Here is a 26,528-nt window from a genome sequence, read left to right on the forward strand (position 1 = left end):
CCATGAAACTGAATTTCTCTTTATACCGTTACAACCCAGATGTCGACCAGAAGCCTTATATGAAGGAATACACCCTAGAGGTGGATGAAGGTTCAGACATGATGCTTTTGGACGCGCTGATTCTGTTGAAAGAGCAAGATCCAACTATCTCATTCCGTCGCTCATGCCGTGAAGGTGTATGTGGTTCGGATGGTTTGAACATGAATGGTAAAAATGGTCTGGCGTGTATCACTCCGTTGTCTGCGCTTTCTGGCCAAGACAAGATTGTGATTCGTCCGCTGCCTGGTCTACCTGTTGTTCGTGACCTGATTGTAGACATGACTCAGTTCTACGATAACTACGAGAAAGTGAAGCCATTCTTAGTGTCTGATGGCAATGTACCACCGGCACGTGAAAACTTACAAAGCCCTGATGAACGCGCGCACTTAGATGGATTGTACGAATGTATCATGTGTGCATGTTGTACTACATCTTGCCCATCGTTCTGGTGGAACCCTGACAAATTCATCGGACCAGCAGGCCTACTTGCAGCGTACCGTTGGCTAATTGATAGCCGAGATACAGCGACAGACGAACGTTTGTCCGATCTTGATGATGCATTTAGCGTTTTTCGTTGCCATGGCATCATGAATTGTGTAAGTGTTTGTCCTAAGGGATTAAATCCGACGAAAGCTATTGGTCACATCAAGACCATGTTGGTGAATCGTTCGGTTTAAGTTATATAAAAATTGCCGCCCTAGAAGTTTTGGGGCGGCCTTTTAATAGCTCGGCATAGACCGCAGCAAACGTGAAAACTACTGGTTAAGGGAAAATATGCACAACGGCGTGATGAAGGCATGGCTCGAGTCTTCACACTTGGCTGGCGCCAATGCAACGTACGTAGAAGAACTCTATGAACTGTATCTAAGTGACCCAGATTCGGTAAGTGACGAATGGAGAAGTGTTTTTGAAGAACTGCCTGTGCAAGCTTCAGAGACAGTGGAACAACCACACTCTCGTGTTCGTGAATACTTCCGTCGACTCGCTCAAGAAACAAAGCATTACAGTGTCCAAGTTAGTGATCCAGATGTCGATGCGAAACAAGTAAAGGTTCTGCAACTAATTAATGCTTATCGATTCCGAGGGCATCAATCAGCAAATCTAGACCCCCTAGGTTTATGGAAAAGAGATACAGTTGAAGAGCTGGATCCTTCTTTCCACACTCTTACCGAAGATGACCTCAATGAGACGTTTAACGTCGGCTCTTACGCGATTGGCCAAGAGACGATGGTGCTTAAAGATTTATACAAATCTCTAAAGCAGACTTATTGTGGTTCTATTGGTGCTGAATACATGCACATGACAAATACAGAGCAAAAACGTTGGATTCAACAACGTTTAGAGTCTGTATCTGGTCAACCCTCTTTCAACAAAGAAGAAAAGCAAGCTTTCCTAGAAGAGCTAACTGCAGCTGAAGGTCTTGAGCGCTATCTTGGTGCGAAATTCCCAGGCGCGAAACGCTTCTCGTTGGAAGGTGGTGATGCGCTTATCCCAATGACGAAAGAAATTATTCGTCATGCTGGTGGACAAGGCATGCGTGAAGTTGTTGTTGGTATGGCTCACCGTGGTCGTCTAAACATGTTGGTCAACGTGCTTGGTAAAAAACCACAAGACCTATTTGACGAATTTGCGGGCAAGCACGATGACACGTGGGGTACTGGTGATGTGAAATACCACCAAGGCTTCTCTGCGGACTTCGCAACGCCAGGCGGCAACGTTCACTTAGCACTTGCATTTAACCCATCTCACTTAGAAATCGTAAACCCGGTAGTTATCGGTTCAGTACGTGCACGTCAAGATCGCCTTGGTGATAGTGACGGTAGCCGTGTACTTCCAATCACTATCCACGGTGACTCAGCTATCGCAGGTCAGGGTGTAGTGCAAGAGACGTTTAACATGTCTCAAGCTCGTGGTTTCTGTGTCGGTGGTACGGTTCGTATCGTTGTAAACAACCAAGTTGGTTTTACAACATCTAACCCGCGCGATACTCGTTCTACGATGTACTGTACTGATATCGCGAAGATGGTTCAGGCTCCGATTTTCCACGTTAACTCTGATGATCCAGAAGCGGTTGCGTTCGTTGCGCGTCTTGCATTGGATTACCGTAATACGTTTAAGCGTGATGTTGTTATTGATTTGGTTTGTTACCGTCGCCACGGTCACAACGAAGCCGATGAGCCGAATGCAACACAGCCTTTGATGTACCAAAAAATCAAGAAGCACCCAACGCCACGTAAGCTTTACGCTGACGTGCTAATGGAACGCGGTGAGTTTGGTATTGATACAGCAACTCAACTCGTTAACGAATATCGTGATGCACTTGATCACGGTGAAGTTGTGGTTAAAGAGTGGCGCCCAATGGCACTTCACTCTGTGGACTGGTCTCCTTACCTAGGTCACGACTGGAACATCGAATGGGACAACAAGATTGATATCGAGCGCCTGAAAGAGCTTGGTACCAAACTTTGCCAATATCCAGACAGCCATAAGCTGCAAAGCCGAGTCAATAAACTGTACAACGATCGTACTGCCATGGTGAATGGCGAGAAACAAGTCGATTGGGGTATGGCTGAAACTCTGGCTTACGCAACACTGGTTGATGACGGTAAGCGTATTCGTATCTCTGGCCAAGATTCTGGCCGTGGTACGTTCTTCCACCGTCACTCAGTACTGCACAACCAATCAGATGCAAGCACGTATGTTCCTCTTGCGAACATTCATGACAAGCAAGGGCCATTCCAAGTGTTTGACTCGGTATTGTCTGAAGAAGCGGTACTGGCATTTGAGTATGGTTACGCAACAGCAGAGCCAAGCGGTCTAACCCTTTGGGAAGCACAATTTGGTGACTTCGCAAACGGTGCACAAGTTGTTATCGACCAATTTATTTCGTCAGGTGAGCAAAAGTGGGCACGTCTATGTGGTCTAACTATGCTGCTTCCTCACGGTTATGAAGGTCAAGGCCCAGAGCACTCTTCTGCACGTCTTGAGCGTTACCTTCAGTTATGTGCTGAACAAAACATGCAGGTTGTTGTTCCTTCAACACCGGCTCAGGTTTACCACATGATTCGTCGTCAGGTTGTTCGACCAATGCGTCGTCCTCTGATTGTAATGTCACCTAAGTCATTGCTTCGTCACCCTCTGTGTACTTCTTCTCTGGAAGATTTGGCAGAAGGTACGTTCCAACCAGCTATCGCAGAAATTGATGATTTGGCTCCTGAGAACGTAAAACGCGTCGTGTTCTGTTCAGGTAAGGTTTACTTTGACCTACTTGACCAAAGACGTAAGAACGAGCAAGACGATGTCGCTATTGTGCGTATTGAGCAACTTTACCCGTTCCCTTACGAGGACGTGAGAGCTGCAATTGCACAGTACACGAATGTAGTCGATTACGTTTGGTGTCAAGAAGAGCCTCAAAACCAAGGTGCTTGGTACAGTAGCCAACATAATTTCCGAGCTGCTATCCCAGTGGGTGCTGATATTCAATACGCAGGTCGTCCTGCATCAGCATCACCAGCTGTTGGCTATATGTCGGTACACTTGAAACAACAAAAAGCGTTAGTTGACGACGCTTTGACCCTACTTAAGAACTAGAAGTAAAAGGAAAATACGCACATGACAATTGAAATTCTGGTTCCAGATTTACCTGAATCTGTGGCTGATGCAACAGTTGCTACTTGGCACAAAAAACCGGGCGAAGCGGTTGCACGTGATGAAGTCATTGTAGATATCGAAACAGATAAAGTAGTTCTAGAAGTACCGGCTCCTGAAGCGGGTGTTCTGGAAGCTATCATTGAAGAAGAGGGTGCTACGGTACTTTCTAAACAGCTTCTGGCTAAAATCAAGCCGGGTGCTGTCGCTGGTGAACCAACGAAAGATACAACTGAAGATACAGAAGCTTCTCCTGATAAGCGCCACAAAGCGGCTCTTACCGAAGAGAGCAACGACGCACTAAGTCCTGCGGTTCGTCGCCTGCTTGCAGAGCACAACCTACAACCAGCTGACGTTAAAGGCACTGGTGTTGGTGGTCGTATTACTCGTGAAGACATCGACGCACACCTAGCAGCAGCGAAAGCGGCTCCGGCAGCAGCATCTGCACCAGCAGTTGAAGCGCCAGCAGCAGCTCGTAGCCAAAAACGCGTACCTATGACTCGCCTACGTAAGACAGTGGCTAACCGTCTTCTAGAAGCGAAGAACAGCACAGCAATGCTGACGACTTTCAACGAAGTGAACATGAAGCCAATCATGGACCTTCGTAAGCAGTACAAAGACCAATTCGAGAAGCGTCACGACACGCGTCTGGGCTTCATGTCTTTCTATGTGAAAGCAGTAACAGAAGCGCTAAAACGTTTCCCAGAAGTGAACGCTTCTATTGACGGTACAGATATCGTTTACCACAACTACTTCGACATCAGCATGGCAGTATCAACGCCACGTGGTCTAGTAACTCCAGTACTGAAAGACTGTGACACACTAGGTTTCGCTGACATCGAAAAAGGCATCAAAGAGCTAGCAATCAAAGGCCGTGACGGCAAGCTAACTGTTGATGAGCTGATGGGCGGTAACTTCACTATCACAAACGGTGGTGTATTTGGTTCTCTAATGTCTACGCCAATCATCAACCCGCCTCAAGCGGCAATCCTGGGTATGCACAAAATCCAAGATCGTCCAATGGCTGTTGACGGCAAGGTAGAGATTCTACCAATGATGTACCTAGCGCTTTCTTACGACCACCGTCTAATCGATGGCCGTGAATCAGTTGGCTTCCTAGTGACCATCAAAGAGCTACTAGAAGATCCTGCACGTCTGCTATTAGACGTTTAGTATCGCTAAAACGTCTAGTTAGCCCAGTTAGCTAGACGTAAAAAGTTTCAAAGGCTAGGCTGCTCAACGTCTGGCCTTCACTTGAACTGCAAAGCCATTAGAAAATGGACAGCAGTTGATTTGAGAAGACCCTACAGACGTAACACAGGAAACTGTGTCGTTATGGAAATAATAATCCCTTAAGGGAAAATAAACGGAATATCAAAATGAATTTGCATGAATACCAAGCCAAACAGCTGTTTGCAGAATTCGGTTTGCCTGTACCAGAAGGTTTCGCATGTGATACTGCACAAGAAGCTTTTGAAGCTGCAGGTCGTATCAGTACAGCCAAGAAAGTCGTTAAGTGTCAAGTACACGCTGGTGGTCGCGGTAAAGCGGGCGGCGTAGAGCTACATGACACGAAAGAAGGCGTTAAAGAGTTTGCACAAAAGTGGCTAGGTAAAAACCTAGTGACTTACCAAACAGACGCTAATGGTCAACCTGTAACAAAGATCCTAGTTGAAGAAGCATCGAACATTGCTAACGAACTTTACCTAGGTGCTGTTGTTGACCGTGCAACGCGCAAAATTGTATTCATGGCGTCAACTGAAGGCGGTGTGGACATTGAGAAAATCGCTGAAGAAACTCCAGAGTTGATTCACCAATCAGCGATCGATCCTCTAGTGGGCCCTCAAGCTTACCAAGGTCGTGAACTTGCGTTCAAACTTGGTCTAGTTGGCGATCAAATTAAACAGTTCGTTAAGATCTTCATGGGTCTTGGCCAAATGTTCTCTCAGTACGACCTAGCTCTACTAGAAATCAACCCGCTTGTAATTACTGGCGAAGGCAACCTACTTTGTCTAGACGGCAAGATCAACATCGACTCAAACGCGATGTACCGTCAGCCAAAACTACGTGAAATGCACGATCCATCTCAAGAAGATGAGCGCGAAGCACACGCAGCACAGTGGGAACTGAACTACGTAGCACTAGATGGCAACGTTGGCTGTATGGTTAACGGTGCAGGCCTTGCGATGGGTACGATGGATATCGTAAACCTACACGGCGGCAAACCAGCAAACTTCCTTGATGTAGGCGGCGGCGCGACAAAAGAACGTGTAGCTGAAGCATTCAAGATCATCCTTTCTGATGACAATGTTAAAGCAGTACTAGTAAACATCTTCGGTGGCATCGTTCGTTGTGACATGATCGCTGAAGGTATTATCGGTGCGGTTAAAGAAGTTGGCGTAACAGTTCCTGTAGTTGTTCGTCTAGAAGGTACCAACGCAGATCTAGGTCGCGAAGTACTTGCTAATTCTGATGTTGATATCATTGCAGCTGAATCTCTAACAGATGCTGCTCAGAAAGTTGTTGCTGCTGCGGAGGCGAAATAATGTCTGTATTAATTAACAAAGACACTAAAGTAATCTGTCAGGGTTTCACTGGCGGTCAAGGTACATTCCACTCAGACCAAGCGATCGCATACGGTACGCAAATGGTTGGTGGTGTTTCACCTGGTAAAGGTGGTCAGACTCACCTAGGCCTTCCAGTATTCAACACAGTACGTGAAGCAGTAGAAGTAACTGGCGCAACAGCAACCGTTATCTACGTGCCAGCTCCTTTCTGTAAAGATGCAATCCTAGAAGCGATTGATGCAGGTATCGAACTGATCGTAACGATCACTGAAGGTATCCCTACAACAGATATGATCGACGTTAAAGTGAAGCTAGAAGAAACTGGCGTTCGCATGATCGGTCCTAACTGTCCAGGTCTTATCACTCCAGACGAGTGTAAGATTGGTATCATGCCTGGTCATATCCACAAGAAGGGTAAAGTCGGTATCGTATCTCGCTCAGGTACTCTGACATACGAAGCAGTTAAGCAAACAACAGATGAAGGCTTTGGTCAGTCTACATGTGTTGGTATCGGTGGTGACCCAATCCCAGGTTCAAACTTCATTGATATCCTAAAACTTTTCCAAGAAGACCCAGAAACTGAAGCAATCGTCATGATTGGTGAAATCGGTGGTACTGCGGAAGAAGAAGCGGCTGAGTTCATCAAAGCAAACGTAACTAAGCCAGTTGTATCTTACATCGCTGGTGTTACTGCTCCTCCGGGTAAACGTATGGGCCACGCAGGCGCAATCATCTCTGGTGGTAAAGGTACTGCTGAAGATAAATTCGCAGCACTAGAAGCAGCAGGCGTTAAGACTGTTAAGTCTCTTGCTGACATCGGCAAAGGCCTACGTGAAATCACGGGTTGGTAATCAGCTGGCTTTTATCGATTGAGATAGAAGTTAACTGAATGGTATTAAAAAGGCTTGGTCAGTGACCAAGCCTTTTTTATGTTCTTGAGATACGAGATACGAGATACGAGATACGAGATATGATATGGCCCCTAAAAAGTAGACACAGGGGTTTAGTTGATTAGTTCAAAGTCCATGGGACTCACTCCACCTAGAGTCCCATGTCTTCTTACTGGATTATAATAGGTATCGATATAAATTCGACTTTGCATCGTCATTTCTTGTCGTGAAAGCTGATCTAAGTTGTTCATCCACTCTTTCTTATATTGCGCAAAGAAGCTTTCGGAACAAGCGTTATCCCAACAGTTTCCTTTTCTCGACATGCTGACTTTAATCTTTCGTTTACGGTGCCAACGGATCGTCTCCAACGCTCGATACTGTATACCTTGATCGGAGTGAAACAAAAGCTCGTGACCTAAGGGCTGCCTTTGTTCCCAAGCCTTATTCAGGCTTCTTAGCACTAACTTTGCGTTATTAATACGACTTGTCGACCAACCAATCACTTTGCGTGAAAACAAATCTAAGACAACGCACAGGTATTGCCAACCATCAGTACAGCGCACCTGAGTGATATCTGACACCCAAACTCGATCGGGTTTATCCACCTTAAATTGACGGGCAAGAATGTTATAGGCAGGTATAAGCGTATTTTGTCTTGGCGCTCGTCCATATCGCTTCTTGCTCGCGCAAGAGCGATAGCCCATATTCTGCAAAAGCCTCTGTACTCGCTTTTTATTACAAATAAAGCCGTTAGCGACTGCTGCTTCCCAAAGCTTTCGATAGCCTGGAATACAATACTGAGCTTCGCTTTCTCTCCTCAAGTAGTGACTTAAAGACTCATTGTCTGTCTCTCGCTTCGATGGTTTCCTTGTTAGCCACTTGTAATAACCCGCTTTAGAAACGCCCAACCATTGGCATAGTCGAATGACAGGAAGCTTCACACTGGCCTTCTTAAGGATATACTCGAACCTTATTCTTTTTGGCTGTCGAAGAAAGCCTTCGCTTCCTTTAAGAAATCATTCTCCAGCTCTGCCATCTCAAGCTTCTTTTTCAATTGACGGATCTCTTTCTCCAGTTGTGTAACGGATGTTTCGGGACCGTGGTTAGGTATTGGGAGGGAGTTAGTCTTCTTCGACGTCATTTGGCATCTCCATTTAGAAAGTAGCACCGGCGATATTCCTAAGGATAGTGCTACTGACTTAACGGTGTCAGAAGAATCGAGAGATCGCTGAACAGCTTCTCGTTTAAATTCGTCTGTATATTGTCTTTGTGATTTTACTTTCATTACACTCAATGCTCTGTATTAAGTGTCTACTTTTATGGGGTCACATCAAGATTGAGATACGAATCGTATGATTACGCTCGGGTCTTCAGCATTTGAGATAGCATAAACATCGCAGCGGCACTGATAACCACAGAAGGGCCAGCAGGTGTGTCATAGAACCAAGATAAGCTTAATCCACCGAATACTGCAATAGAGCCAATAACTGATGCAAGGAAGGCCATCTGCTCAGGTGTGCTCGAGAACTTCCTTGCCGTTGCTGCAGGAATAATCAGTAGCGATGTCATGATTAACGCACCCACAAATTTCATACCGACAGCAATCACGATACCGACAAGCAGCATCAAAATCAGACGCATTAAATCAATGTTGATGCCGTCAACCGCTGCTAGATCTTCATTAACCGTCGTTGAAAGTAGCGGTCGCCAAAAGATAGCAAGCACTAATCCAATCACAGCCGCACCCGCATAGATGAATACCAAATCAGTCGGTGATACTGCAAGTAAGTCGCCAAATAAATAGCTCATTAGGTCGACACGAACATTGTCCAAGAAGCTAACGGCTACAAGACCCAAAGACAGTGCACTGTGTGCCAAAATACCGAGTAGGGTATCGGTCGCGACTAGCTTTTGTTTTTGCAATGTCACGAGTAACACGGCCAGCATCAAACAACAAATCAGCAGTGCGAAATACAAGTTGATGTTAAACAGAAAGCCAAGCGCTAAGCCCATCAAAGAGGCATGAGCAAGCGTATCGCCAAAGTAGGCCATCTTGCGCCAAACTACAAAAGAGCCCAATGGCCCCGCGATAAGAGCAATGCCCAAGCCAGCTAAAATAGAGGGAAGAAGAAACTCAAGCATTAGTGATGTCCGTGTTTATGATTTGAACACTCATGAGCACCACCTTTTACTGGTTGGCCTGCAAGATCATGATGGTGATGTTCATGTTGGTGGTGATAAAACGCTAGTGTCTCTTGAGTCGCGGTACCGAAGAGCGCAATATACGAGGGATGATGTTTGATGTCTGCAGGTGCACCTGAGCAACAGATATGATGATGCAAACAGATAACATCGTCTGTTTTGGCCATCACCAGATGCAGATCATGTGAAACCATAAACACCGCACAACCAAAGCGGTGACGAATGGTGTCAATGAGATCATAAAGGTCTATTTGCCCTTGCACGTCAACGCCTTGAGCCGGTTCATCAAGAACCAGTAGGTCTGGTCTTCTTAGTAATGAACGGGCAATCAGTACGCGCTGGTTTTCACCACCAGACAGCTGGTGCATGTTGCTCTTTTGCAGATGTTCAGCACCCACGAGCTTCAATGCTTCAAGGATCTCTTGCTGACTGAACTTGCCAGTGAGCTTTAGAAAACGATCTACATTGAGCGGTAGTGAATCGTTGAGCTTTAATTTTTGTGGAACATAGCCAATTTTCAGTTTTTTAGCTTTTGTTATTGTGCCTGAAAATTTGGTTTGTAAACCCAGTACTACTTTTACTAATGTCGACTTTCCTGCACCGTTTGGCCCAATCAGGGTGGTGATCCTGCCGCGCTCTAAATTTAGAGAGATGTTGTCTAGAACTTTTCGACCGTCAAATTCGACGCTCACAGAATCTAGTTGGATTAAGTTATCCATGAATAGAACTCATTTGCAATTCGCTAATGTTATAATGTAACATTTACCTCAAGCCTAAGCTACTTTTCTATTATCGAGGAATTATGTCACGTTCATCTTTTATACTTGCTACTTTGCTTTTAGCGCCAAGTGTTGCAAGTGCTAATACTATTCTAACAAGTTTCAAACCAATTCAAATGATTGTGACAGAGCTAACGCAAGGTGTTAGTGAACCGGATGTGTTGATGAACAGTAATGCTTCGCCGCACGATTATGCGCTCAAACCATCAGATGTCAAAAAAGTTCATAGTGCAGATATGGTCGTTTGGTTTGGCCCCGACTTAGAAGCCTTTTTAACTAAGGTCGTGAGCTCGAATGAAAATGTTATTGAGATCAGCTCTATTCCGGGTATCAACTTACGCGCTTATGGACACGAAGAGCATGACCATGACGCGCATGAAGGTCACCACCACGGCAGCCACGATCCACATTTTTGGTTGGGTATCGATCAGGTCGAAGTTGCTGCGAAATACATTTCAGATAAGTTAATTGAAACTGACCCAGGCAACGCAATGGCTTATCAAGAGAACCTAGATTCATTCTTGATTGCATTGGATGAGAAGAAGCAGTCTATTCGCGAACAACTGGCGCCAATAAAAGACAAAGGTTACTACGTTTTCCATGATGCATATGGTTATTACGAAGAAGAATTTGGTCTGAATAATTTGGGTCATTTCACAGTAAGTCCAGACCGTAAACCGGGAGCAAAAAGCCTGATTGCGATTAAGAAAACGATCGTACAAGAAAATGTTCAGTGTGTGTTTTCTGAGCCTCAGTTTACGCCTGCAGTGATTGAATCTGTGACTCGTGGAAGCAACGCTAAGCAAGGTCAGCTAGACCCTGTTGGTTCTGATGTTGAAGTGAAGACCGGAAGTTATTTCGATTTTCTTCAGCAACTTACCGATAGTTACACAAGCTGCTTAAACGCAAAGTAATTCGTAGAAAGTATTTTTTACTGCACTTTGCTCTCGATATTGTATGAATAGTGCCGCTTTTTGCGGCATTTTCGTGACCGCTAAGATAAAACCTTTCAACAAATGGCAAACCTTCTTTCTCCTTGGTTAATTTCCGCTAAAATGGAAAGATAATAATAAGCACAAAAAAACTCAGTTTATGGTTGAGCAATGATAAAATGTTGTGACTACCAAAACTTCATTCGTTGTTGCTGTTCAGGATCAGAAGTTGTATCGAATTGTCTTCCGAATGTTCATGTTAATGAGCATTTCATTTAGCGCTATCGCGGTAAATACATCACCTTCCGTTTTCTATCCTTTGCCCGTTCAAGCGCAAGGGAATTTTCTTGCGGCTAAAAATTTGTACCTAGGTGCAGGAGGAGGGCTATGGGTTCATGATGTGCATGGAAAAATACTCTTTTACGATGGCCGAACTCTATTCCCTCGCAAGGGTAGCTTGCTGCAATTTTCTTCTGAAAGCGTCGCATTTCTTAACGATGAGTTTTGGACCTTTTTCGATAATGAGGTGTACCGACATAACCCTGGTATTGGCAACGAATTGGCGTTTAGTTTAAGTCCCGGTGCTGAGATTGCGAATATTGGCGCATCCGGTGATTATATTTGGGTGACCGATGGCAGTAATTTTTATACCTATAATACTCAATCTTTAGAGTTCAACACCTACTCTTTACTCAAACTGTACCGTTACAACAATAGCAGTGACATTGCGATAAATGACGCTGAGTGGGTTTTGTCAAAGTGGGTATTGGCGACCAGTTCAGGCGTTTATCTTTCAGATAATCAAGAGTTTACTCATGTCAGTGCATCAGACAAAAATCATATAGAGACCGTTTATTTTTCGAAGGCTCGACGTGAGTTAGTTATTGGCACTTTAAATGGCGCTGTGATTGTCGATCTCGCGAATCCAGATAAAGAGACTATCGTCAGAGGGTCACATGTTCTTTCGCTTACCGAAACTTCGGATCAGTATTGGATCGGCACAGAGCATGGTCTTATTAGCTACAACTTTATTACGGGCCAAATTACTCGATTTGAACAAGCCTCTAATCAAGACTTCTCGTTACCGGGAGAGAAAATATACTCGTTGATCAACGACCATGCTGGTGGGATGTGGATCGCGACAAACAACGGTATCCGATATTTCTCACTGTTCAGCAAGACTTTCTCGAGAACGCTATTAACGGGGATGGGCATGCATTCGAGTAGTGTGGTGATCAACAAAGTACTGCCTGTCAATGAACAGTTATCTTGGGTTGCATCCTCAATGGGTCTCTATTTAGTTGACTCTCAAAGTGAAGATAACCCAATCCGTGTTTACTCCAACCCTGTTAAGGATTTTGAGATCTTTGGCACTTCAATTTGGTTGGCTACTGAAGAAGGCATTATTAGTTTTAATACTAATACGTTAGAACCTGAAATTCTCGACTTACCTAGACCGATTGAGGGGGTGCATGTTGAGAATTTTGCGCTTCAGGCTGATAACGTTCTTTGGATGACCTCAGGGCAGAGCCTCTATTCGTTATCAATCGAAGACATGAAGTTGACGGGATACGGTACTGACTGGTTAGTCGACAAGTTTTTGCCTGCGAAGATCACCGATCTCAATATAGGCTTACAAGGTCGTATTTACATAGGAACAGACCACGGTTTCTATTCGTTTATTGATAAGCGAATTAGTTTTAGTCGCTCAAGCGAACGTTTTGGTAAAGTCGTCGATATTGAAAAAGCGAAAGATGGATCTCAATGGTTTGCGAGTAGTTATGGTGTGTATCGAATCCCTTTTGACGGCTCCGCGATTCAAGAGATCCCGCTTGTTGAAGACAATATCAGCCCGAACTGCCTGGTAAGTGATGATAATGGTGTGTGGTTAGGTTCCTCAAAAGGTATCAGTTATTACGGATTGGATGGGCAGCTGCATAAACATATAGGTTCACCATTTGGCTTGATCACCAATGAACTTGCGGCAGGTGCATGTGCTCTGTTTTACAATGAAGAGAGCCAATCTTCGAGGCTTATTTTCGGCTCAAAGTATGGTGTAGTCAGTGCGTTGTCTAACGAGTTACTGGTATCAACAACACCTCATAGTCGTGCTTTGCTGAGTAAGATAAGTGTCGATCAACATACTGTATCACTTGGTGGGAAAACGGCAGATTTGAGTGAGATTCCTTATGGTTCATCGATAGGATTTAAGCTGGGCATCTTACCAGCGACGTTCGCGCCTGCGATGGAGTACCGGCTGAACGACAATGAGCATTGGAGTGAGTTTGAAGGGGGTCTATTAACACTCGATCACTTGCTTCCAGGGGATTACACGCTTGAGGTTAAGCCGGTTAAAGACTCCCATTATCGCTTCGTGTCAACGAGCCAAAGCTTTTCGATTGCGGAGCCTTGGTATCTCACTAACTGGGCTGCAGTAAGTTCTCTGATACTACTGATTGGTGTCGTGACTATCTTGGTCTTTTGGCGTTCGCGTTATGTCACTTTTGCCAACAGGCACTTAAAAGCGCAAGTTGCATTGAAGACGGACCAGTTGAGGCACCAAAGCCGGATACTACTTGCGACCAATCAACAGCTTAAAAAGCAGCTATCGGTTAAGAATGCACTTGTGTCTCACACTGCAAATGAACTTTCTTCTGAAGTTAATCATATTGCTGCGATGCTCCCCAATTGGAATGATGAACAAGGGAAGTCTCCAATCTTAACGTTGAAAAATGGTTTGGCTCAATTGAGTAATAGCCCTCAAGGAGAGGGGCCGGTTTATTACGATATAATTTTAATCTTAGAAGCGGTACTCAAAGCTTGGCAGGATGATTTAGCCAAAGCTGGCATTGAACTGGATATTAAAGTCGAAACAAAACAACGATATGTAAGCTTGCCGTATTTTAATCTCGATATTATTTTTAACAGTTTAATCGCGAGCATCATCAAGAGAAACTTTAAGTCACAAAGTATGGTGGTTCTGGTTGAAGAAGTGAAAGAACACCTTGTAGTTACGATTCGAGATCATGGGATGCCTTTTCCTAAATTAGTTTCAAGTATGAGCGACAACACTGGTAAATCGACTGATCTAAACATCGAGAAATTACCTCTATTGATGAATCAGAGCGGTGGGGAGTTGAACGCCTTTGTTTCTGACTCTCAAAATAAGGTTCAGCTTTCGTGGCCAATTGAATATCAAGTGTTCGATAATCTTGAAGCCTGCACAATCGAGCAGATTGAAACCATTAAGCTTGCTAGCTCGACGCAAGAGCAACAAAGGCTTAGTGCTGAACAAGAGTGGAAAAATAAGGTGTCGCAGCTTGTGAGTGAACACTACGCTGATGCAGAGTTTAGTACTGCATCAGTTGCTAAGTGCTTGTTCATGTCGGAGAGAAGTCTTCAGAGGCGCTTTAAATTGGCTTATAACAAGACCTTTAAAGAGCATTTGAATGAAGTGCGCCTAGAGCATGCTTGCGAACGATTACTTGCTGGGGAGAAGATCTCAGATGTCGCGTTTGACTCGGGCTTCAATGACCCGTCTTACTTCAGTCAAAGGTTTAAACACCACTTTGGCATGTCTCCATCCAAGTTTGCTGAAAACAACGAAGAGTAGCGCGCAGCAGATATTCTGCTAGAACATAGATAAATATACTTTAGCCTCGACATTCGTGTCGGGGCTTTTTTATGCTTCTACGAGATAGTAGGAGGAGTTTAAAAAAGTTTGTAGGGTAAAACAAAAGGAAGAAAAAAATATCGTGGCATAGCCGGGGGGACTATACCACGGGTGCCAATGACACCTTCGCTTGCTGCCGGAGTGATATGGCGAGCCACATCACCTCTGGAATAAAATTAAAGAGAAGGAATTTCTCTTCGATGGAGTAACTATACGTCTAGGTACTTATTTTACTTATAAAATTAACGACAGATGCCTATGAGAAAACCGACATTATCTTAAGTGATTGATAAATAATAATTTGTTGTTGGCTGGGTGGTTTTGTACTAGTGAGGTAGTTCTCGTAGGTTGTTGAAAGTAACGTTTTTGACGTAAACGTTTTTAACGAAATTTACGAGTGTGTATTTTCGAAAACATTGATTTCACACAATAGAATTGTGGGCATGTATGTGTATCATAGCGTTAATAACAATCTTTCTCATTATCAATCACGAATTGGGTACTTATGAAACTCTCACAACTAGAGCAAGGAAAGCAGGCTTCTATTGTTGCACTAACAGGTTTAACACCTGACGTAAGAAAAAAACTTATGGTCATGGGTATGTTGCCAAAAACTGAGGTGACGCTTATCCGCCGTGCGCCGATGGGTGATCCGCTTCAAGTTGAAGTGAGAGGTGTTTCTATCGCCATTCGTGAAAGCATTGCAGAACAAATCGAGGTTATCTAAATGGATTATCAAGTTCTTACCGTTGGTAACCCGAATAGTGGCAAAACAACACTGTTCAATGCACTGACTGGTGCCAAGCAGCATGTTGGTAACTGGGTTGGTGTAACCGTAGAAAAGAAAACGGGTTTGTACTCACACGCAGGTGACCAATTTCAGCTAACTGACTTGCCTGGTATCTACGCACTAGATAGTGGTAATGATGCAAATAGTATTGATGAGTCTATCGCGTCGCGAGCTGTTCTGACTCACCCTGCTGACGTGATCATTAATGTTGTTGATGCAAGTTGCTTAGAGCGAAGCTTATACATGACATTGCAATTGCGAGAGTTGGGTCGTCCAATGATCGTTGTATTGAACAAAATGGATGTCTTAAAGCGTGAGCGTCAGGTGATTAACCTGAAAGCGCTAGAGAAAGAGCTAGGTTGCCCGGTTCTTAGCTTGTCTGCGAACGATAAAGGTCAAGTGGCTCGTTTCAAAGAGCGCCTGCATAAGCTTCTTGTTCAAGGTGTTAGCCTTGACCCTATCTCTATTAACTATGACGAAGCATTAGAAGCACTTATTCCTTCTGTTGAATCACACTTTGATGATGCTGATGTTTCTCACCGCGCGCTTGCGATTCGTGCTCTAGAAAATGATTACTTGGTGTTAAACGGTTTAGCTCCGCAAACACGTACTCAAATTGACAATGTGCGTCTTGGTGCTGAGTTTGATATCGACCTTGCGGTAGCAGACGCCAAATACACCTTCTTACACGACCTGTGTAAACGTGTTCGCCGTAGTGAAGGCAAACTCAGCCGTAATTTCACAGAGAAAGCTGACCAATTCATTCTGAACAAATGGGTCGGTATCCCTTTCTTCTTTGTCATCATGTACCTAATGTTCATGTTCTCTATCAATATCGGTAGTGCGTTTATCGACTTCTTTGATATTGGCGTTGGTGCAATATTGGTTGATGGTGGACACCATTTATTAGACGGACACCTACCAGTTTGGCTGGTTACTATTCTTGCAGATGGTATCGGTGGCGGTATTCAAACTGTTGCCACCTTTATTCCAGTTATCGCGGCGCTTTACTTGTTCTTAGCGGTGCTAGAAAGCTCGGGCTACATGGCGCGTGCTGCGTTTGTACTTGATAAAGTGATGCAAAAGATTGGTCTGCCGGGTAAGGCGTTTGTACCGTTAGTTCTTGGCTTTGGCTGTAACGTACCGTCAATTATGGCAACTCGTACACTTGACCAAGAGCGTGAGCGTAAGCTAGCTGCATCTATGGCGCCATTTATGTCATGTGGTGCTCGTCTACCTGTATACGCACTGTTTGCTGCGGCGTTCTTCCCTGGTGCTGGTCAAAACGTGGTATTTGCTTTGTACATCATGGGTATCCTTGCTTCTGTATTTACCGGTTTGTTCCTTAAAAACACTATCTACCCAGGTAGCAGCGACAGCTTAGTAATGGAAATGCCAGACTACGAGCTGCCAACTGTACAAAACGTGATGCTGAAAACGTGGCAAAAACTGAAGCGTTTCGTGCTTGGTGCAGGTAAAACGATTGTGGTTGTGGTAGCAATCTTAAGCTTCTTGAATTCTCTGGGTATGGACGGCAGTTTCGGTAACGAAGACAGTGAAAACTCAGTACTTTCTAAGGCAGCGCAAGTTGTGACTCCTGTATTCCAACCAATTGGTATTACAGAAGAAAACTGGCCAGCAACGGTAGGTATCATTACTGGTATCTTCGCGAAAGAAGCGGTAGTCGGTACGCTGAACAGCCTATACACAACGCCTTCTGATGAAGAAGCTGCTGAGTTTGATTTAGCGGCGAGCTTAGAAGAAGCTGTGATGACGATCCCTGAGAATCTAGCCGGTCTAAGCTACTCGGATCCTCTAGGTATTGAGGTTGGTGACTTAAGCGATTCAGGTGCTGTTGCCGAAGAGCAAGAGGTTGACTCATCTATCTTTGGTAACCTAAAAGACAAATTCGTTTCTGGTCATGCTGCATTTGCTTACTTAATCCTTATCCTGCTTTACACGCCTTGCGTGGCTGCGATGGGTGCTTACGTTCGTGAATTTGGTCAAATGTTTGCGCGATTCATTGCGGTTTGGACGATGGCGCTTGGCTACTTTGGCGCGACCTTCTACTATCAAGCGGCAAACTTTGCAGCCCATCCTGTGACTAGTGCTGTATGGATGGTAGCGATTGCAGGTGGCTTTGTGATCACCTATCGCGTGTTCAAGAAAGTCGGCAGTAAGCAAAAAGCATTAGAGGTGCAAGTCGCATGATTTTAACTGAACTCCATCAGTACATTGACAATCAAGGTGTAGCGGCTCGTAAAGAGATCGCCACGAAGTTTGGTATGAGTGAAGATGGTGTGGATGCGATGCTGAGTGTGTGGGTCAAGAAAGGGAAAATATCCCGTTTGGTCGACACCAATAAACATGGTCATACGACGCGTGTTCGCTACACCATTAGTAAACAAGATGGTTTATCGCTGAATGTGATGATGTAGTTCAGATAGCTTGAATAAAAAACCGCAGCTCTTTAGCTGCGGTTTTTTGTTTGTGCTTATCTACTTAGGACTCTTTGGTTCCGCCTAGGCCGAGAACTTTAAGACCGATACTAAGTAACAGTATTGATACAGGCAGGACAAGTATGTCCCATCCGATACTGTCGAAGTTGACGAGTACGAGCTCCAAAAACTTCACGAATAGAATGATGATAATCACTTCAGCCAAAATGTTTTTCAGATGGCCAATGTTGGGTGTTTTTATCCAGTTAAGCACTTTGTTCTTTTTGATCTGTTCATCATTTTTTGCCGCGTCACTTTTGTCTGAGATGAATAAAGTGAACACACCGTGAGAAAAGATGAAGAGTACAAAAGCAATCAGAAACGTATCTAGGGACTTAATTAAGTATGAGATCGCGATGTCTGTGGTGTCTAGATGTGCCAGTGATTCTGGCGGTACCTGGTTGAGCATAAAGATCGCAAAAGCAGAGTAGGTTTTGGTTGCTCCCATAAAAAACAAAAGCAGTGAAGCAAGCATAGAACAGATGATGGCGATCCAGCTGATATGACGAAATAAGTTGAAGGTTTGTTTCATGATGCTCTCTCTATGTTGTGTGCAAGAGAGTATACTCGGGAGTCTTTGTTGTGATAATGGTGTGTTTTTGTGAATTATTATTACATATTGGTAATAATGATAATGCCTAGAGGTTAGGCATTACCTTACTCACAACATTAAGCTTTTTTAAAGATAGAGCTTAGTGACAGCACATTCTGAATACGAGTCAGGATAGCTGTTTGATCTTCTTCACTGCGTTGTTCACCTTTAGTGTTTCCCCACACCGGGCCAGGCCACGCAATATCATCTTTGAAGCGTGCTATGTGGTGGATATGCAGTTGTGGAACCATGTTACCTAGTGCGCCTAGGTTGAGCTTATCTGGCTGGAACGTCGCTTCTAATGCTTGGCTTACTGCTTGAGATTCGTGTAAGAACTGCTGTTGTTCTTTCATTGGTAAGTGGTGCAACTCTTTCAGGTTGGCACGTTTTGGTACCAAGATAACCCAAGGTACAGCGTTGTCTTTGTGTAGTAGTGCAAGGCTAAGCGGGAATTCGCCAATAACGGTAGTGTCTTTTGCCAATTGAGGATGAAGTTCGAAGCTCATGATCTTTCCAATTAATTGTTTTAGTTGAGTATAAGGTTGGAATGGGAATGTGGCTAGCGCTTACGATCTCAATAAGCAGATTCCCTATCACGTTCGTCCCTCACTGTAGGGAATGACGGGTGGGGAAATAGGTTTCGTCATCTCCTATAGCGACGAAGGAGCGGAGTAGGAGATCTCTGCGACGGAAGTCTGCGGGCAGCTCGATAGCTAAGTAAATATAACCTCCAAATAAAACAAAAGGTTGACGCTTTCACGTCAACCTTTCTAATTATCTCGAATCTCGAATCTCGAATCGCTTACATGCGTTCTAGAGTCTCGATACCTAGAAGCGATAGACCTTGCTTGATAGTCTTCGCTGTGAGTGCAGCAAGCTTCAGGCGGCTCTGCTTAACAGCTTCGTCTTCAGCAACTAGGATTGGGCATGCTTCGTAGAAGCTAGAGAATTGACCCGCAAGTTCGAACAGGTAGCTACACATGATGTGTGGTTGACCTTCACGAGCAACAGACTGTACCGCTTCTTCAAACTGTAGAAGTTTCGCGATAAGCGCTTTCTCTTTCTCTTCCGTGATTTTGATTTCACCTGCAAGAGAGTCCATAGAAATACCAGCTTTAGCAAATACAGAAGCAACACGAGTGTATGCGTACTGCATGTACGGTGCCGTGTTACCTTCGAATGCAAGCATGTTGTCCCAATCGAACACGTAGTCAGTTGTACGGTGCTTAGAAAGGTCTGCGTACTTAACCGCTGCCATAGCAACTGTATTAGCGATCGCTTTCTTCTCGTCTTCTGCTAGTTCTGGGTTCTTAGATTCGATTAGCTGCGCTGCACGAACTTCTGCTTCATCAAGAAGATCAGCAAGACGAACAGTACCGCCTGCACGAGTCTTGAATGGTTTACCATCTTTACCAAGCATCATGCCGAACGCGTGGTGCTCAAGAGAAACAGATTCTGGGATGTAACCTGCTTTACGAACGATAGTCCAAGCTTGCATTAGGTGTTGGTGCTGACGTGAGTCGATGAAGTAAAGTACGCGGTCTGCGCCTAGTTCTTCAAAACGGTATTTTGCACAAGCGATATCAGTGGTTGTGTAAAGGAAGCCGCCGTCACGTTTCTGAATGATAACGCCCATTGGGTCGCCATCTTTGTTTTTGTATTCGTCTAGGAATACAACCTGTGCGCCGTCATCTTCTTTAGCAAGACCTTGCTCTTTTAGGTCAGCAACGATAGTTGGAAGCATGTGGTTGTACATGCTTTCGCCCATTACGTCATCACGTGTTAGAGATACGTTTAGACGATCGTAGTTGCGTTGGTTCTGAATCATTGTTACGTCAACAAGTTTCTTCCACATCTCTGCGCAGAACTCGTCGCCGCTTTGTAGTTTAACAACGTAGCCACGTGCTTTAAGTGCAAACTCTTCGTCTTCGTCGTAAAGCTTTTTTGATTCACGGTAGAAGCCCTCAAGATCAGCAAGTTCCATTGAAACTTCGCCAGACTCAGCTTGAACGCGCTCAAGGTTTGCGATAAGCATACCGAATTGAGTACCCCAGTCACCAATGTGGTTAGCACGGATAACTTTGTGACCTAAGAACTCAAGTGTACGAACAACAGCATCACCGATGATCGTTGAACGTAGGTGACCAACGTGCATTTCTTTTGCAACGTTTGGTGCAGAGTAGTCAGCAACAATTGTTTGTGCTTCAGCTGCTGCAACACCAAGACGAGAGTCAGCCAGTGCTGCGTCTGCTTGTTGTGCTAGGAATGCTTCATCTAGGAAGATGTTTAGGAAACCTGGACCTGCGATTTCAACTTTAGAAGCGATACCGTCTAGGTTTAGAACGTCCAATACTTTTTGAGCAAATTCTCGTGGGTTAGTGCCTAGTCGTTTAGCAACACCCATAACGCCGTTTGCTTGGTAGTCACCAAATTGTGGTTTTGCAGATTGGCGAACAGCCGCAGGAGAGCCTGCAGGTGCGCCAGCGGCTTCTAGAGCCTGAGATACTTTGTCATTAATCAGTGCTTGGATATTCACACGCGTTTCCTTCAATTCAAGGATGAATAAGAGTGGCCGTTATTTCGTGGGTATTAAATTTGGTTAATTATGCTTCGAGTTAACGATTTAATGCCGAAATGAACAACAGACTCTGTTTAAGTTCACAAAAATGGCGTTAATCATACCAATTTTGTGGGGTTTCTTATAGGTCGAATTGATAGAAAATTAACATTTCCTGAGGGGTTTTTGACAATCGACTTTGACCAAGCCAAGTTTGTCTATTTAGGAAAGTAAGACACCGTACTTTTTGAACGTTTTTTTATAAAAGTAACACTTGTTGCTGAAAGTAAAACTGATACCATGCAGCCATTATTTGGAGAACAAAGACAATGACGATGAGCCTGAAGCAAGCTGAACTAGAACCACAACAAATGATTGCGCGCCTTGATACGTTTATGGCGAAAATTGAGAACCTAGGAAATACATTGGGTTTGGATTTAAGCTTTGCTCAAGCGGATCATATTGCATTAAGAATCAATGACACTGATCTTGCGAAATCAGCACATCAAGCATGGTCTGAATACGGCTCTACGATTTCAGAAGCGATGGTTAACGGTCGTCCAATTGTGGTGTTGGCTTTCGATGAGCCATTGCAAAGCCTTGGTTGGAAGATTGAGTGCTTAGAGTTGCCATATCCAGCAGAAGGTAAAATTTATCCAAGCCAAGATTGGGAACATGTCGAGTTTGTGATTCCTTCTCACGCGCAAACAGCCGATCAGTATCTAGCGGATCTTAAAGAGACTTACCCGCAGTTCGCTGCTAAGTTTGAAACTTTGGCAGAGCAAGGTATTAAGATAAAACTCTCTAGCCCGAAAGGCGAGGGTGAACGTTTGAATAACCCAACGGTGGCTTTTAAACATCAAGGTATTTGTATTAAGCTACATCCACACTCTTTGAAGAAGGTTGTTGAATCTGAACAAGCTTAATTTGACTTGGGTAAGTTCTTAGATGAGATTCCTGAGCTCGCTTAGGCTCGTCGGAATGACGGGAATCTTTTAAAGCTGGTCTGATCATCAGATACAAAAAACGCGCGATGGGTAAACCCTATTGCGCGTTTTTTACTGGGTTCTAACTGGAGGCCTTACCGGAAATCGAATATCCGACTTACAGAATCACAGTCTTGTTACCATAAACAAACACATGATCGTTGATCACTTTGTTTAGAGCCTTACTCAATACGTTCTTCTCAACGTCACGACCCGCTTGCGCCATGTCTTTCGCGCTGAAGTTGTGATCCACTGGGATAACATCTTGTTTGATGATTGGACCTTCATCCAAATCATTAGTCACAAAGTGCGCTGTAGCACCAATGATCTTTACGCCGCGCTCATACGCTTGTTGATATGGTTTCGCGCCAATGAAAGCTGGCAAAAAGCTGTGGTGGATATTGATGATCTTGTGGTTGTACTTTTCAACAAACCCTGGAGTCAGCACTCGCATGTACTTAGCCAAAACAAGGTAATCCGCCTCGTATTGGTCAATTACTTCAAGCATCTTCTTCTCATGTTCTTCACGGTTTAGTCCTTCGTGAGAAACATGATGATAAGGAATATCAAAACGCTCGGTTAAGCTTTGCAAAGTATCGTAGTTGCCAACAACAGCCGCAATTTCTACATCCAAACTGCCATCGAAGTTCTTCATCAGAATATCGCCAAGGCAGTGCGCTTCTTTGGTGACTAAAATCACTACACGTTTGCGAGAAGAACCAATGAGCTTACGTTTTGCATTCTCTGGCAGCGCTTGATCTAAATCGGCAAGCAAGGTTTCGTCATTGAAGTAACCCTCTAGCTCGGTACGCATAAAGAAGTGGCCACTAGTGTTATCAACGAACTCATTGTTGTGAATAATATTGAGTTGGTGCTTGTAACAAATGTTGGTGATCTTTGAGATGAGGCCTGGGGCGTCAGTACAATGTGTTAATAAAGTTTTTCTTTCCATCTGCATCTTACTTCCATGAAATGTTGCACTTGTTATATGAAATCGGGATTCTTCAAATTTAATGCAGGCTGTCGAACGGTGAACTGAGCCGCAATATCACCGTTATAATTAATCTATTATCAATTTGGTTTCAACAAATTCTGCTGCTGATTTATCGCTTTGATAAATTGTTTGATATAGAAATATCAGTTTTTAGATAGAAAAACAGGCAGAAGCTTCATTTTTTAAAGTTTTGACCGTAGTACGCATTTGAACTTCAACCGAGGCATTTACGCCTTGGCCAAAAATAGAGGTGATACTTATGGATAAAGAGTTATTAGCCAAAAAACTGTACTGCAAGCGAGTGAATTCATTGGCGGGTGGCACTGAGTTAGATGGTAATGTTCTAGATGAAATGTGGGAAAGCAAGACCTCGCCAACCGATGCTGTGAAGGCCATGCAACCTTGTGATAACCATTTTGAAGGTGCCTCTTGGTTGTCACGTTATCTAAGTCGAAAATAAAAACGATTCTCTGATTCTTACTTCTTCAGTTCTTACCTTTAAGGTAACTCAAGTCACGTCAAACCAAACCAAACACCTCCAGTGCGCAGTCATTCTTGATTCGCGCCGGCTCACTAAACCTGCCATAATTCGTCTTCTATTTTTCTAAACTTCGTACTCTATGATATCTAAAACGTTTTCTGCTGATGGTGCTCTGGGTAAAGCTATCCCAGGGTTTCAACCACGACAAGCTCAGCTAGACATGGCTGAAGCGGTTTCACAAGCTATTGAGCAACAGAGTCAATTAGTTGTTGAAGCGGGAACGGGTACCGGTAAGACCTTTGCTTACTTAGTGCCAGCGCTGCTTAGTGGCAAGAAAACCATCATTAGTACGGGGTCTAAAAACCTTCAAGAACAGCTGTTTCATCGAGATTTACCCTTGATGGTCGATGCGCTTGGCTTTTATGGTCAGGTTGCGTTACTCAAAGGGCGTTCAAACTATTTGTGTTTGGACAGACTGAGCCGTCAAATGATCGAAAGTCATGGCACTCATACCGATCCAACGCTGTTAGCTCAGTTGGTGAAAGTGCGCAGCTGGTCATCATCAACACAAACAGGTGATTTGGGCGATTGTGATGATATCGCTGAAGACAGCCCGGTTATCCCAACTATTACCTCGACCAATGACAACTGCTTGGGCAAAGAGTGCCCAAGCTACACCGATTGTTTCGTACTTAAAGCACGTAAAAAAGCGATGGACTCTGATGTTGTTGTAGTGAACCATCACTTGTTCTTAGCGGATCTAGCGATTAAAGAAACCGGATTTGGTGAACTGATTCCTGAAGCAGATGTGTTTATCTTCGATGAAGCGCATCAGCTTCCCGATATTGCTAGCCAATACTTTGGTCAATCTGTTTCGAGCCGACAGATAAATGAGCTCGCTAAAGACATCGAAATCGCCTACCGAACTGAAGCAAAAGATATGCGTCAGTTACAAAAGGTAGGCGAGAGGCTCGTTCAATCTTCAGCCGATTTACGTATTGTATTGGGTGATACAGGCTTTCGTGGTAACTGGCGTGAGGCCTTAAAATCTGAATCGATTGCAAGAGAGTTAGTTCGTTTGCAAGATGCATTGCAATTGGCCGTTGATGTATTGAAATTAGCACTCGGACGAAGTCAGCTGTTAGATACCGCTTTCGAACGTGCAAACATGATTAAGTCGCGCATTGAACGTGTGTGCGATGTGTCTATTACGGGATACTCTTACTGGTATGACACAACACCAAGGCAATTCGCTTTGCACATCACACCACTGTCGGTTGCGGATAAATTTCACGAGCAGATTGAGCTGAAGCCGGGCGCTTGGGTATTTACCTCAGCAACCTTAGCGGTGTCGGACGATTTCGATCACTTTACCTCTCGACTCGGGTTAAAACCGTCGGCACAGTTTTCATTGCCAAGCCCGTTTGATTACCCAAATCAGGCGCGCTTGTGTGTACCTCGTTATCTTCCTGAACCGAATAGCCCAGGCCTCGCGGATAAGTTAGTAAGAATGCTGACTCCCGTGATTGAGCAAAACCAAGGCCGCTGTTTCTTTTTGTGTACTTCACACAGCATGATGAAAGAGTTGGGCGAGCGATTCCGTGAAACACTCTCGGTTCCAGTGCTGCTGCAAGGTGAGACAAGTAAGCAAAAAACTTTAGCCGAATTCATGGAATTAGGTAACGCATTGCTGGTGGCTACTGGCGCTTTCTGGGAGGGGATAGATGTTAGGGGCGACGCATTAAGCTGTGTTATCATCGATAAATTGCCCTTTACCGCTCCTGATGACCCTTTACTTAAGGCTCGAATCGAGGACTGTAAGTTAAAAGGGGGTGATCCTTTTGCACAGGTACAGTTGCCAGACGCCGTGATTACCTTGAAACAAGGCGTCGGCCGATTGATACGTGACAAGCGCGATAATGGCGCTTTGATTATTTGCGATAACCGATTGGTGACTCGTGATTACGGTGGCATATTTTTGGCGAGTTTACCGCCTATCCCACGTACCCGTGACTTAGGGGTCATTAAAGAATTCTTAGCTAAAGACCATTCAATCTCTGCTGAGTAATTGGCATTGTTGAGCTTAGCCATTATTTTTAGATTAGATAACAGATATTTGAGACACAAATGAGCGCAAAAATTCTTGCAGTAGATACCGCAACTGAAAACTGTTCAGTTGCACTAGTAATTGGTGACCAGGTGTTCGCACGTAGCGAAGAGGCTCCTCGAGACCATACGAAAAAAATTCTACCTATGGTTGATGAAGTACTGAAAGAAGCGAATGTCGCTTTAACCGATATTGATGCTATCGCGTTTGGCCAAGGCCCAGGCAGTTTCACGGGTGTACGTATTGGTATTGGTATTGCTCAAGGCTTGGCTTTTGGTGCGGATTTACCGATGATCGGTGTCTCTACACTGGCTGCGATGGCGCAAGGCAGCTACCGTAAATTTGGTGAAACTCATGTTGCGACAGCGATTGATGCGCGTATGAGTGAAGTGTACTGGGCTCGCTACAGCCGCGAACAAGATGGCCGCTGGACTGCTGTTGATGCAGAGTGTGTTACACCACCAAGCGAATTGGCTGCGCAGCTTGAAGCGGACTCTGAAGCATGGGCAAAAGTAGGTACAGGTTGGGAAGCGTACGCAGAACACATGGATACGCTAGCGATCAACACCAAAGCATGTGAAGTGCTATTCCCAGAAGCTCAAGATATGGCTTTCCTTGCTCAATACGCTTATGCAGAAGGCAAGGCGGTTGCAGCAGAAGAGTCTGAGCCTGTTTATCTTCGTGATAAAGTGACTTGGAAAAAATTGCCTGGTCGCGAGTAAATACGTATTATTTTGGCTCTGCATTTACTTTGCAGAGTCGCTATTAAAGCCAGACACAAAGTCATTAGATT

General features: G+C 44.4%; 21 protein-coding genes. 14 read left to right on the forward strand and 7 right to left on the reverse strand.

Annotated elements, in window-relative coordinates; all coding sequences use genetic code 11:
* Positions 1-2: 2 nt before the first annotated feature.
* The 5 genes from AB8613_RS13080 (at position 3) to sucD (ending at position 7,105) form a co-directional block, all read left to right on the forward strand.
* Complete coding sequence (locus tag AB8613_RS13080; protein ID WP_010436773.1) at positions 3-716, forward strand: succinate dehydrogenase iron-sulfur subunit; 714 nt, start codon at positions 3-5, stop codon at positions 714-716.
* 97 nt (positions 717-813) lie between these two features.
* Positions 814-3,630: a 2-oxoglutarate dehydrogenase E1 component gene (sucA, locus tag AB8613_RS13085; RefSeq protein WP_017630648.1), complete on the forward strand. Its 2,817-nt coding sequence runs from the start codon at positions 814-816 to the stop codon at positions 3,628-3,630.
* A 21-nt stretch (positions 3,631-3,651) separates the two neighbouring features.
* A complete protein-coding gene (gene odhB, locus AB8613_RS13090; RefSeq protein WP_009847318.1) occupies positions 3,652-4,860 on the forward strand; it encodes a 2-oxoglutarate dehydrogenase complex dihydrolipoyllysine-residue succinyltransferase in 1,209 nt (402 codons plus the stop codon).
* A 206-nt stretch (positions 4,861-5,066) separates the two neighbouring features.
* Positions 5,067-6,233, forward strand: a complete 1,167-nt coding sequence (sucC, locus tag AB8613_RS13095; protein WP_010436793.1) for an ADP-forming succinate--CoA ligase subunit beta — start codon at positions 5,067-5,069, stop codon at positions 6,231-6,233.
* Complete coding sequence (gene sucD, locus AB8613_RS13100; RefSeq protein ID WP_004734209.1) at positions 6,233-7,105, forward strand: succinate--CoA ligase subunit alpha; 873 nt, start codon at positions 6,233-6,235, stop codon at positions 7,103-7,105. The genes sucC and sucD overlap by 1 nt, the downstream gene beginning before the upstream one ends.
* Before the next feature lie 152 nt (positions 7,106-7,257).
* On the opposite strand, the gene AB8613_RS13105 is transcribed toward sucD, so the two are convergent.
* The 3 genes from AB8613_RS13105 to znuC form a co-directional block, all read right to left on the reverse strand.
* Positions 7,258-8,429 (reverse strand): IS3 family transposase gene (locus tag AB8613_RS13105; protein WP_210446792.1). Its coding sequence is split into 2 segments (ribosomal slippage): positions 7,258-8,147 and positions 8,147-8,429, totalling 1,173 coding nucleotides; the frame shifts between segments, so codons are not numbered across the junction.
* A gap of 71 nt (positions 8,430-8,500) precedes the next feature.
* Positions 8,501-9,286, reverse strand: coding sequence for a zinc ABC transporter permease subunit ZnuB (gene znuB, locus AB8613_RS13110; RefSeq protein ID WP_146490003.1), 786 nt, complete (start codon positions 9,284-9,286; stop codon positions 8,501-8,503).
* Entirely contained in the window at positions 9,286-10,065 is a 780-nt protein-coding gene (znuC, locus tag AB8613_RS13115) for a zinc ABC transporter ATP-binding protein ZnuC (protein ID WP_146490004.1), read from the reverse strand. The genes znuB and znuC overlap by 1 nt, the downstream gene beginning before the upstream one ends.
* An 83-nt stretch (positions 10,066-10,148) precedes the next feature.
* On the opposite strand from znuC, the gene znuA reads away from it, so the two are divergent.
* From znuA to AB8613_RS13140, 5 genes are all read left to right on the forward strand, one after another.
* Positions 10,149-11,039, forward strand: a complete 891-nt coding sequence (gene znuA / locus AB8613_RS13120) for a zinc ABC transporter substrate-binding protein ZnuA (protein WP_146490005.1) — start codon at positions 10,149-10,151, stop codon at positions 11,037-11,039.
* Between the two features lie 268 nt (positions 11,040-11,307).
* The gene (locus AB8613_RS13125) at positions 11,308-14,670 is read left to right on the forward strand and encodes a helix-turn-helix domain-containing protein (protein WP_372384822.1); all 3,363 of its coding nucleotides are present in this window, start codon (positions 11,308-11,310) and stop codon (positions 14,668-14,670) included.
* A gap of 565 nt (positions 14,671-15,235) precedes the next feature.
* The gene (locus tag AB8613_RS13130) at positions 15,236-15,457 is read left to right on the forward strand and encodes a FeoA family protein (protein WP_060982221.1); all 222 of its coding nucleotides are present in this window, start codon (positions 15,236-15,238) and stop codon (positions 15,455-15,457) included.
* Positions 15,458-17,731 (forward strand): Fe(2+) transporter permease subunit FeoB, encoded by a 2,274-nt coding sequence (feoB, locus tag AB8613_RS13135; protein ID WP_285953149.1) that lies wholly within the window; start codon positions 15,458-15,460, stop codon positions 17,729-17,731.
* Positions 17,728-17,958, forward strand: coding sequence for a FeoC-like transcriptional regulator (locus tag AB8613_RS13140; protein ID WP_146492303.1), 231 nt, complete (start codon positions 17,728-17,730; stop codon positions 17,956-17,958). Before feoB ends, AB8613_RS13140 begins: the two co-directional genes overlap by 4 nt.
* Positions 17,959-18,022: 64 nt before the next feature.
* Here the strand turns inward: AB8613_RS13140 and AB8613_RS13145 are convergent, their stop codons facing one another.
* The 3 genes from AB8613_RS13145 to argS all read right to left on the reverse strand — a co-directional run bounded on the left by AB8613_RS13145 (position 18,023) and on the right by argS (position 21,146).
* Entirely contained in the window at positions 18,023-18,550 is a 528-nt protein-coding gene (locus AB8613_RS13145) for a YqhA family protein (protein WP_146492302.1), read from the reverse strand.
* A 137-nt stretch (positions 18,551-18,687) separates the two neighbouring features.
* Complete coding sequence (locus AB8613_RS13150; RefSeq protein WP_327783600.1) at positions 18,688-19,116, reverse strand: HIT domain-containing protein; 429 nt, start codon at positions 19,114-19,116, stop codon at positions 18,688-18,690.
* A 296-nt stretch (positions 19,117-19,412) separates the two neighbouring features.
* Positions 19,413-21,146: an arginine--tRNA ligase gene (gene argS / locus AB8613_RS13155; protein WP_327783601.1), complete on the reverse strand. Its 1,734-nt coding sequence runs from the start codon at positions 21,144-21,146 to the stop codon at positions 19,413-19,415.
* A gap of 350 nt (positions 21,147-21,496) precedes the next feature.
* Here argS and AB8613_RS13160 point away from each other — a divergent pair, with 350 nt between their 5' ends.
* Positions 21,497-22,093, forward strand: a complete 597-nt coding sequence (locus AB8613_RS13160; RefSeq protein ID WP_146492299.1) for a VOC family protein — start codon at positions 21,497-21,499, stop codon at positions 22,091-22,093.
* A 178-nt stretch (positions 22,094-22,271) separates the two neighbouring features.
* Here AB8613_RS13160 and purU read toward each other — a convergent pair whose 3' ends face one another.
* Entirely contained in the window at positions 22,272-23,105 is an 834-nt protein-coding gene (gene purU / locus AB8613_RS13165) for a formyltetrahydrofolate deformylase (RefSeq protein ID WP_065205162.1), read from the reverse strand.
* Between the two features lie 301 nt (positions 23,106-23,406).
* Between purU and AB8613_RS13170 the strand changes: the two genes are divergently transcribed.
* The 3 genes from AB8613_RS13170 to tsaB all read left to right on the forward strand — a co-directional run bounded on the left by AB8613_RS13170 (position 23,407) and on the right by tsaB (position 26,457).
* The gene (locus tag AB8613_RS13170; protein ID WP_146492298.1) at positions 23,407-23,607 is read left to right on the forward strand and encodes a hypothetical protein; all 201 of its coding nucleotides are present in this window, start codon (positions 23,407-23,409) and stop codon (positions 23,605-23,607) included.
* A 160-nt stretch (positions 23,608-23,767) separates the two neighbouring features.
* Positions 23,768-25,696 (forward strand): ATP-dependent DNA helicase, encoded by a 1,929-nt coding sequence (locus tag AB8613_RS13175; protein WP_372383925.1) that lies wholly within the window; start codon positions 23,768-23,770, stop codon positions 25,694-25,696.
* A 59-nt stretch (positions 25,697-25,755) separates the two neighbouring features.
* A complete protein-coding gene (gene tsaB / locus AB8613_RS13180) occupies positions 25,756-26,457 on the forward strand; it encodes a tRNA (adenosine(37)-N6)-threonylcarbamoyltransferase complex dimerization subunit type 1 TsaB (RefSeq protein ID WP_372383926.1) in 702 nt (233 codons plus the stop codon).
* Positions 26,458-26,528 lie beyond the last annotated feature (71 nt).

It is taken from the genome of Vibrio sp. BS-M-Sm-2 (genome assembly GCF_041504345.1).
Taxonomy (GTDB): domain Bacteria; phylum Pseudomonadota; class Gammaproteobacteria; order Enterobacterales; family Vibrionaceae; genus Vibrio; species Vibrio satsumensis.

What these genes read in the sequence shown, in the direction of transcription:
- AB8613_RS13080 (WP_010436773.1), top strand. Translation starts at nt 3, where the DNA reads ATGAAACTGAATTTCTCTTTATACCGTTACAACCCAGATGTCGACCAG.
- sucA (WP_017630648.1), top strand. Translation starts at nt 814, where the DNA reads ATGCACAACGGCGTGATGAAGGCATGGCTCGAGTCTTCACACTTGGCT.
- odhB (WP_009847318.1), top strand. Translation starts at nt 3,652, where the DNA reads ATGACAATTGAAATTCTGGTTCCAGATTTACCTGAATCTGTGGCTGAT.
- sucC (WP_010436793.1), top strand. Translation starts at nt 5,067, where the DNA reads ATGAATTTGCATGAATACCAAGCCAAACAGCTGTTTGCAGAATTCGGT.
- sucD (WP_004734209.1), top strand. Translation starts at nt 6,233, where the DNA reads ATGTCTGTATTAATTAACAAAGACACTAAAGTAATCTGTCAGGGTTTC.
- znuB (WP_146490003.1), bottom strand. Translation starts at nt 9,286, where the DNA reads ATGCTTGAGTTTCTTCTTCCCTCTATTTTAGCTGGCTTGGGCATTGCT.
- znuC (WP_146490004.1), bottom strand. Translation starts at nt 10,065, where the DNA reads ATGGATAACTTAATCCAACTAGATTCTGTGAGCGTCGAATTTGACGGT.
- znuA (WP_146490005.1), top strand. Translation starts at nt 10,149, where the DNA reads ATGTCACGTTCATCTTTTATACTTGCTACTTTGCTTTTAGCGCCAAGT.
- AB8613_RS13125 (WP_372384822.1), top strand. Translation starts at nt 11,308, where the DNA reads ATGTTCATGTTAATGAGCATTTCATTTAGCGCTATCGCGGTAAATACA.
- AB8613_RS13130 (WP_060982221.1), top strand. Translation starts at nt 15,236, where the DNA reads ATGAAACTCTCACAACTAGAGCAAGGAAAGCAGGCTTCTATTGTTGCA.
- feoB (WP_285953149.1), top strand. Translation starts at nt 15,458, where the DNA reads ATGGATTATCAAGTTCTTACCGTTGGTAACCCGAATAGTGGCAAAACA.
- AB8613_RS13140 (WP_146492303.1), top strand. Translation starts at nt 17,728, where the DNA reads ATGATTTTAACTGAACTCCATCAGTACATTGACAATCAAGGTGTAGCG.
- AB8613_RS13145 (WP_146492302.1), bottom strand. Translation starts at nt 18,550, where the DNA reads ATGAAACAAACCTTCAACTTATTTCGTCATATCAGCTGGATCGCCATC.
- AB8613_RS13150 (WP_327783600.1), bottom strand. Translation starts at nt 19,116, where the DNA reads ATGAGCTTCGAACTTCATCCTCAATTGGCAAAAGACACTACCGTTATT.
- AB8613_RS13160 (WP_146492299.1), top strand. Translation starts at nt 21,497, where the DNA reads ATGACGATGAGCCTGAAGCAAGCTGAACTAGAACCACAACAAATGATT.
- purU (WP_065205162.1), bottom strand. Translation starts at nt 23,105, where the DNA reads ATGGAAAGAAAAACTTTATTAACACATTGTACTGACGCCCCAGGCCTC.
- AB8613_RS13170 (WP_146492298.1), top strand. Translation starts at nt 23,407, where the DNA reads ATGGATAAAGAGTTATTAGCCAAAAAACTGTACTGCAAGCGAGTGAAT.
- AB8613_RS13175 (WP_372383925.1), top strand. Translation starts at nt 23,768, where the DNA reads ATGATATCTAAAACGTTTTCTGCTGATGGTGCTCTGGGTAAAGCTATC.
- tsaB (WP_372383926.1), top strand. Translation starts at nt 25,756, where the DNA reads ATGAGCGCAAAAATTCTTGCAGTAGATACCGCAACTGAAAACTGTTCA.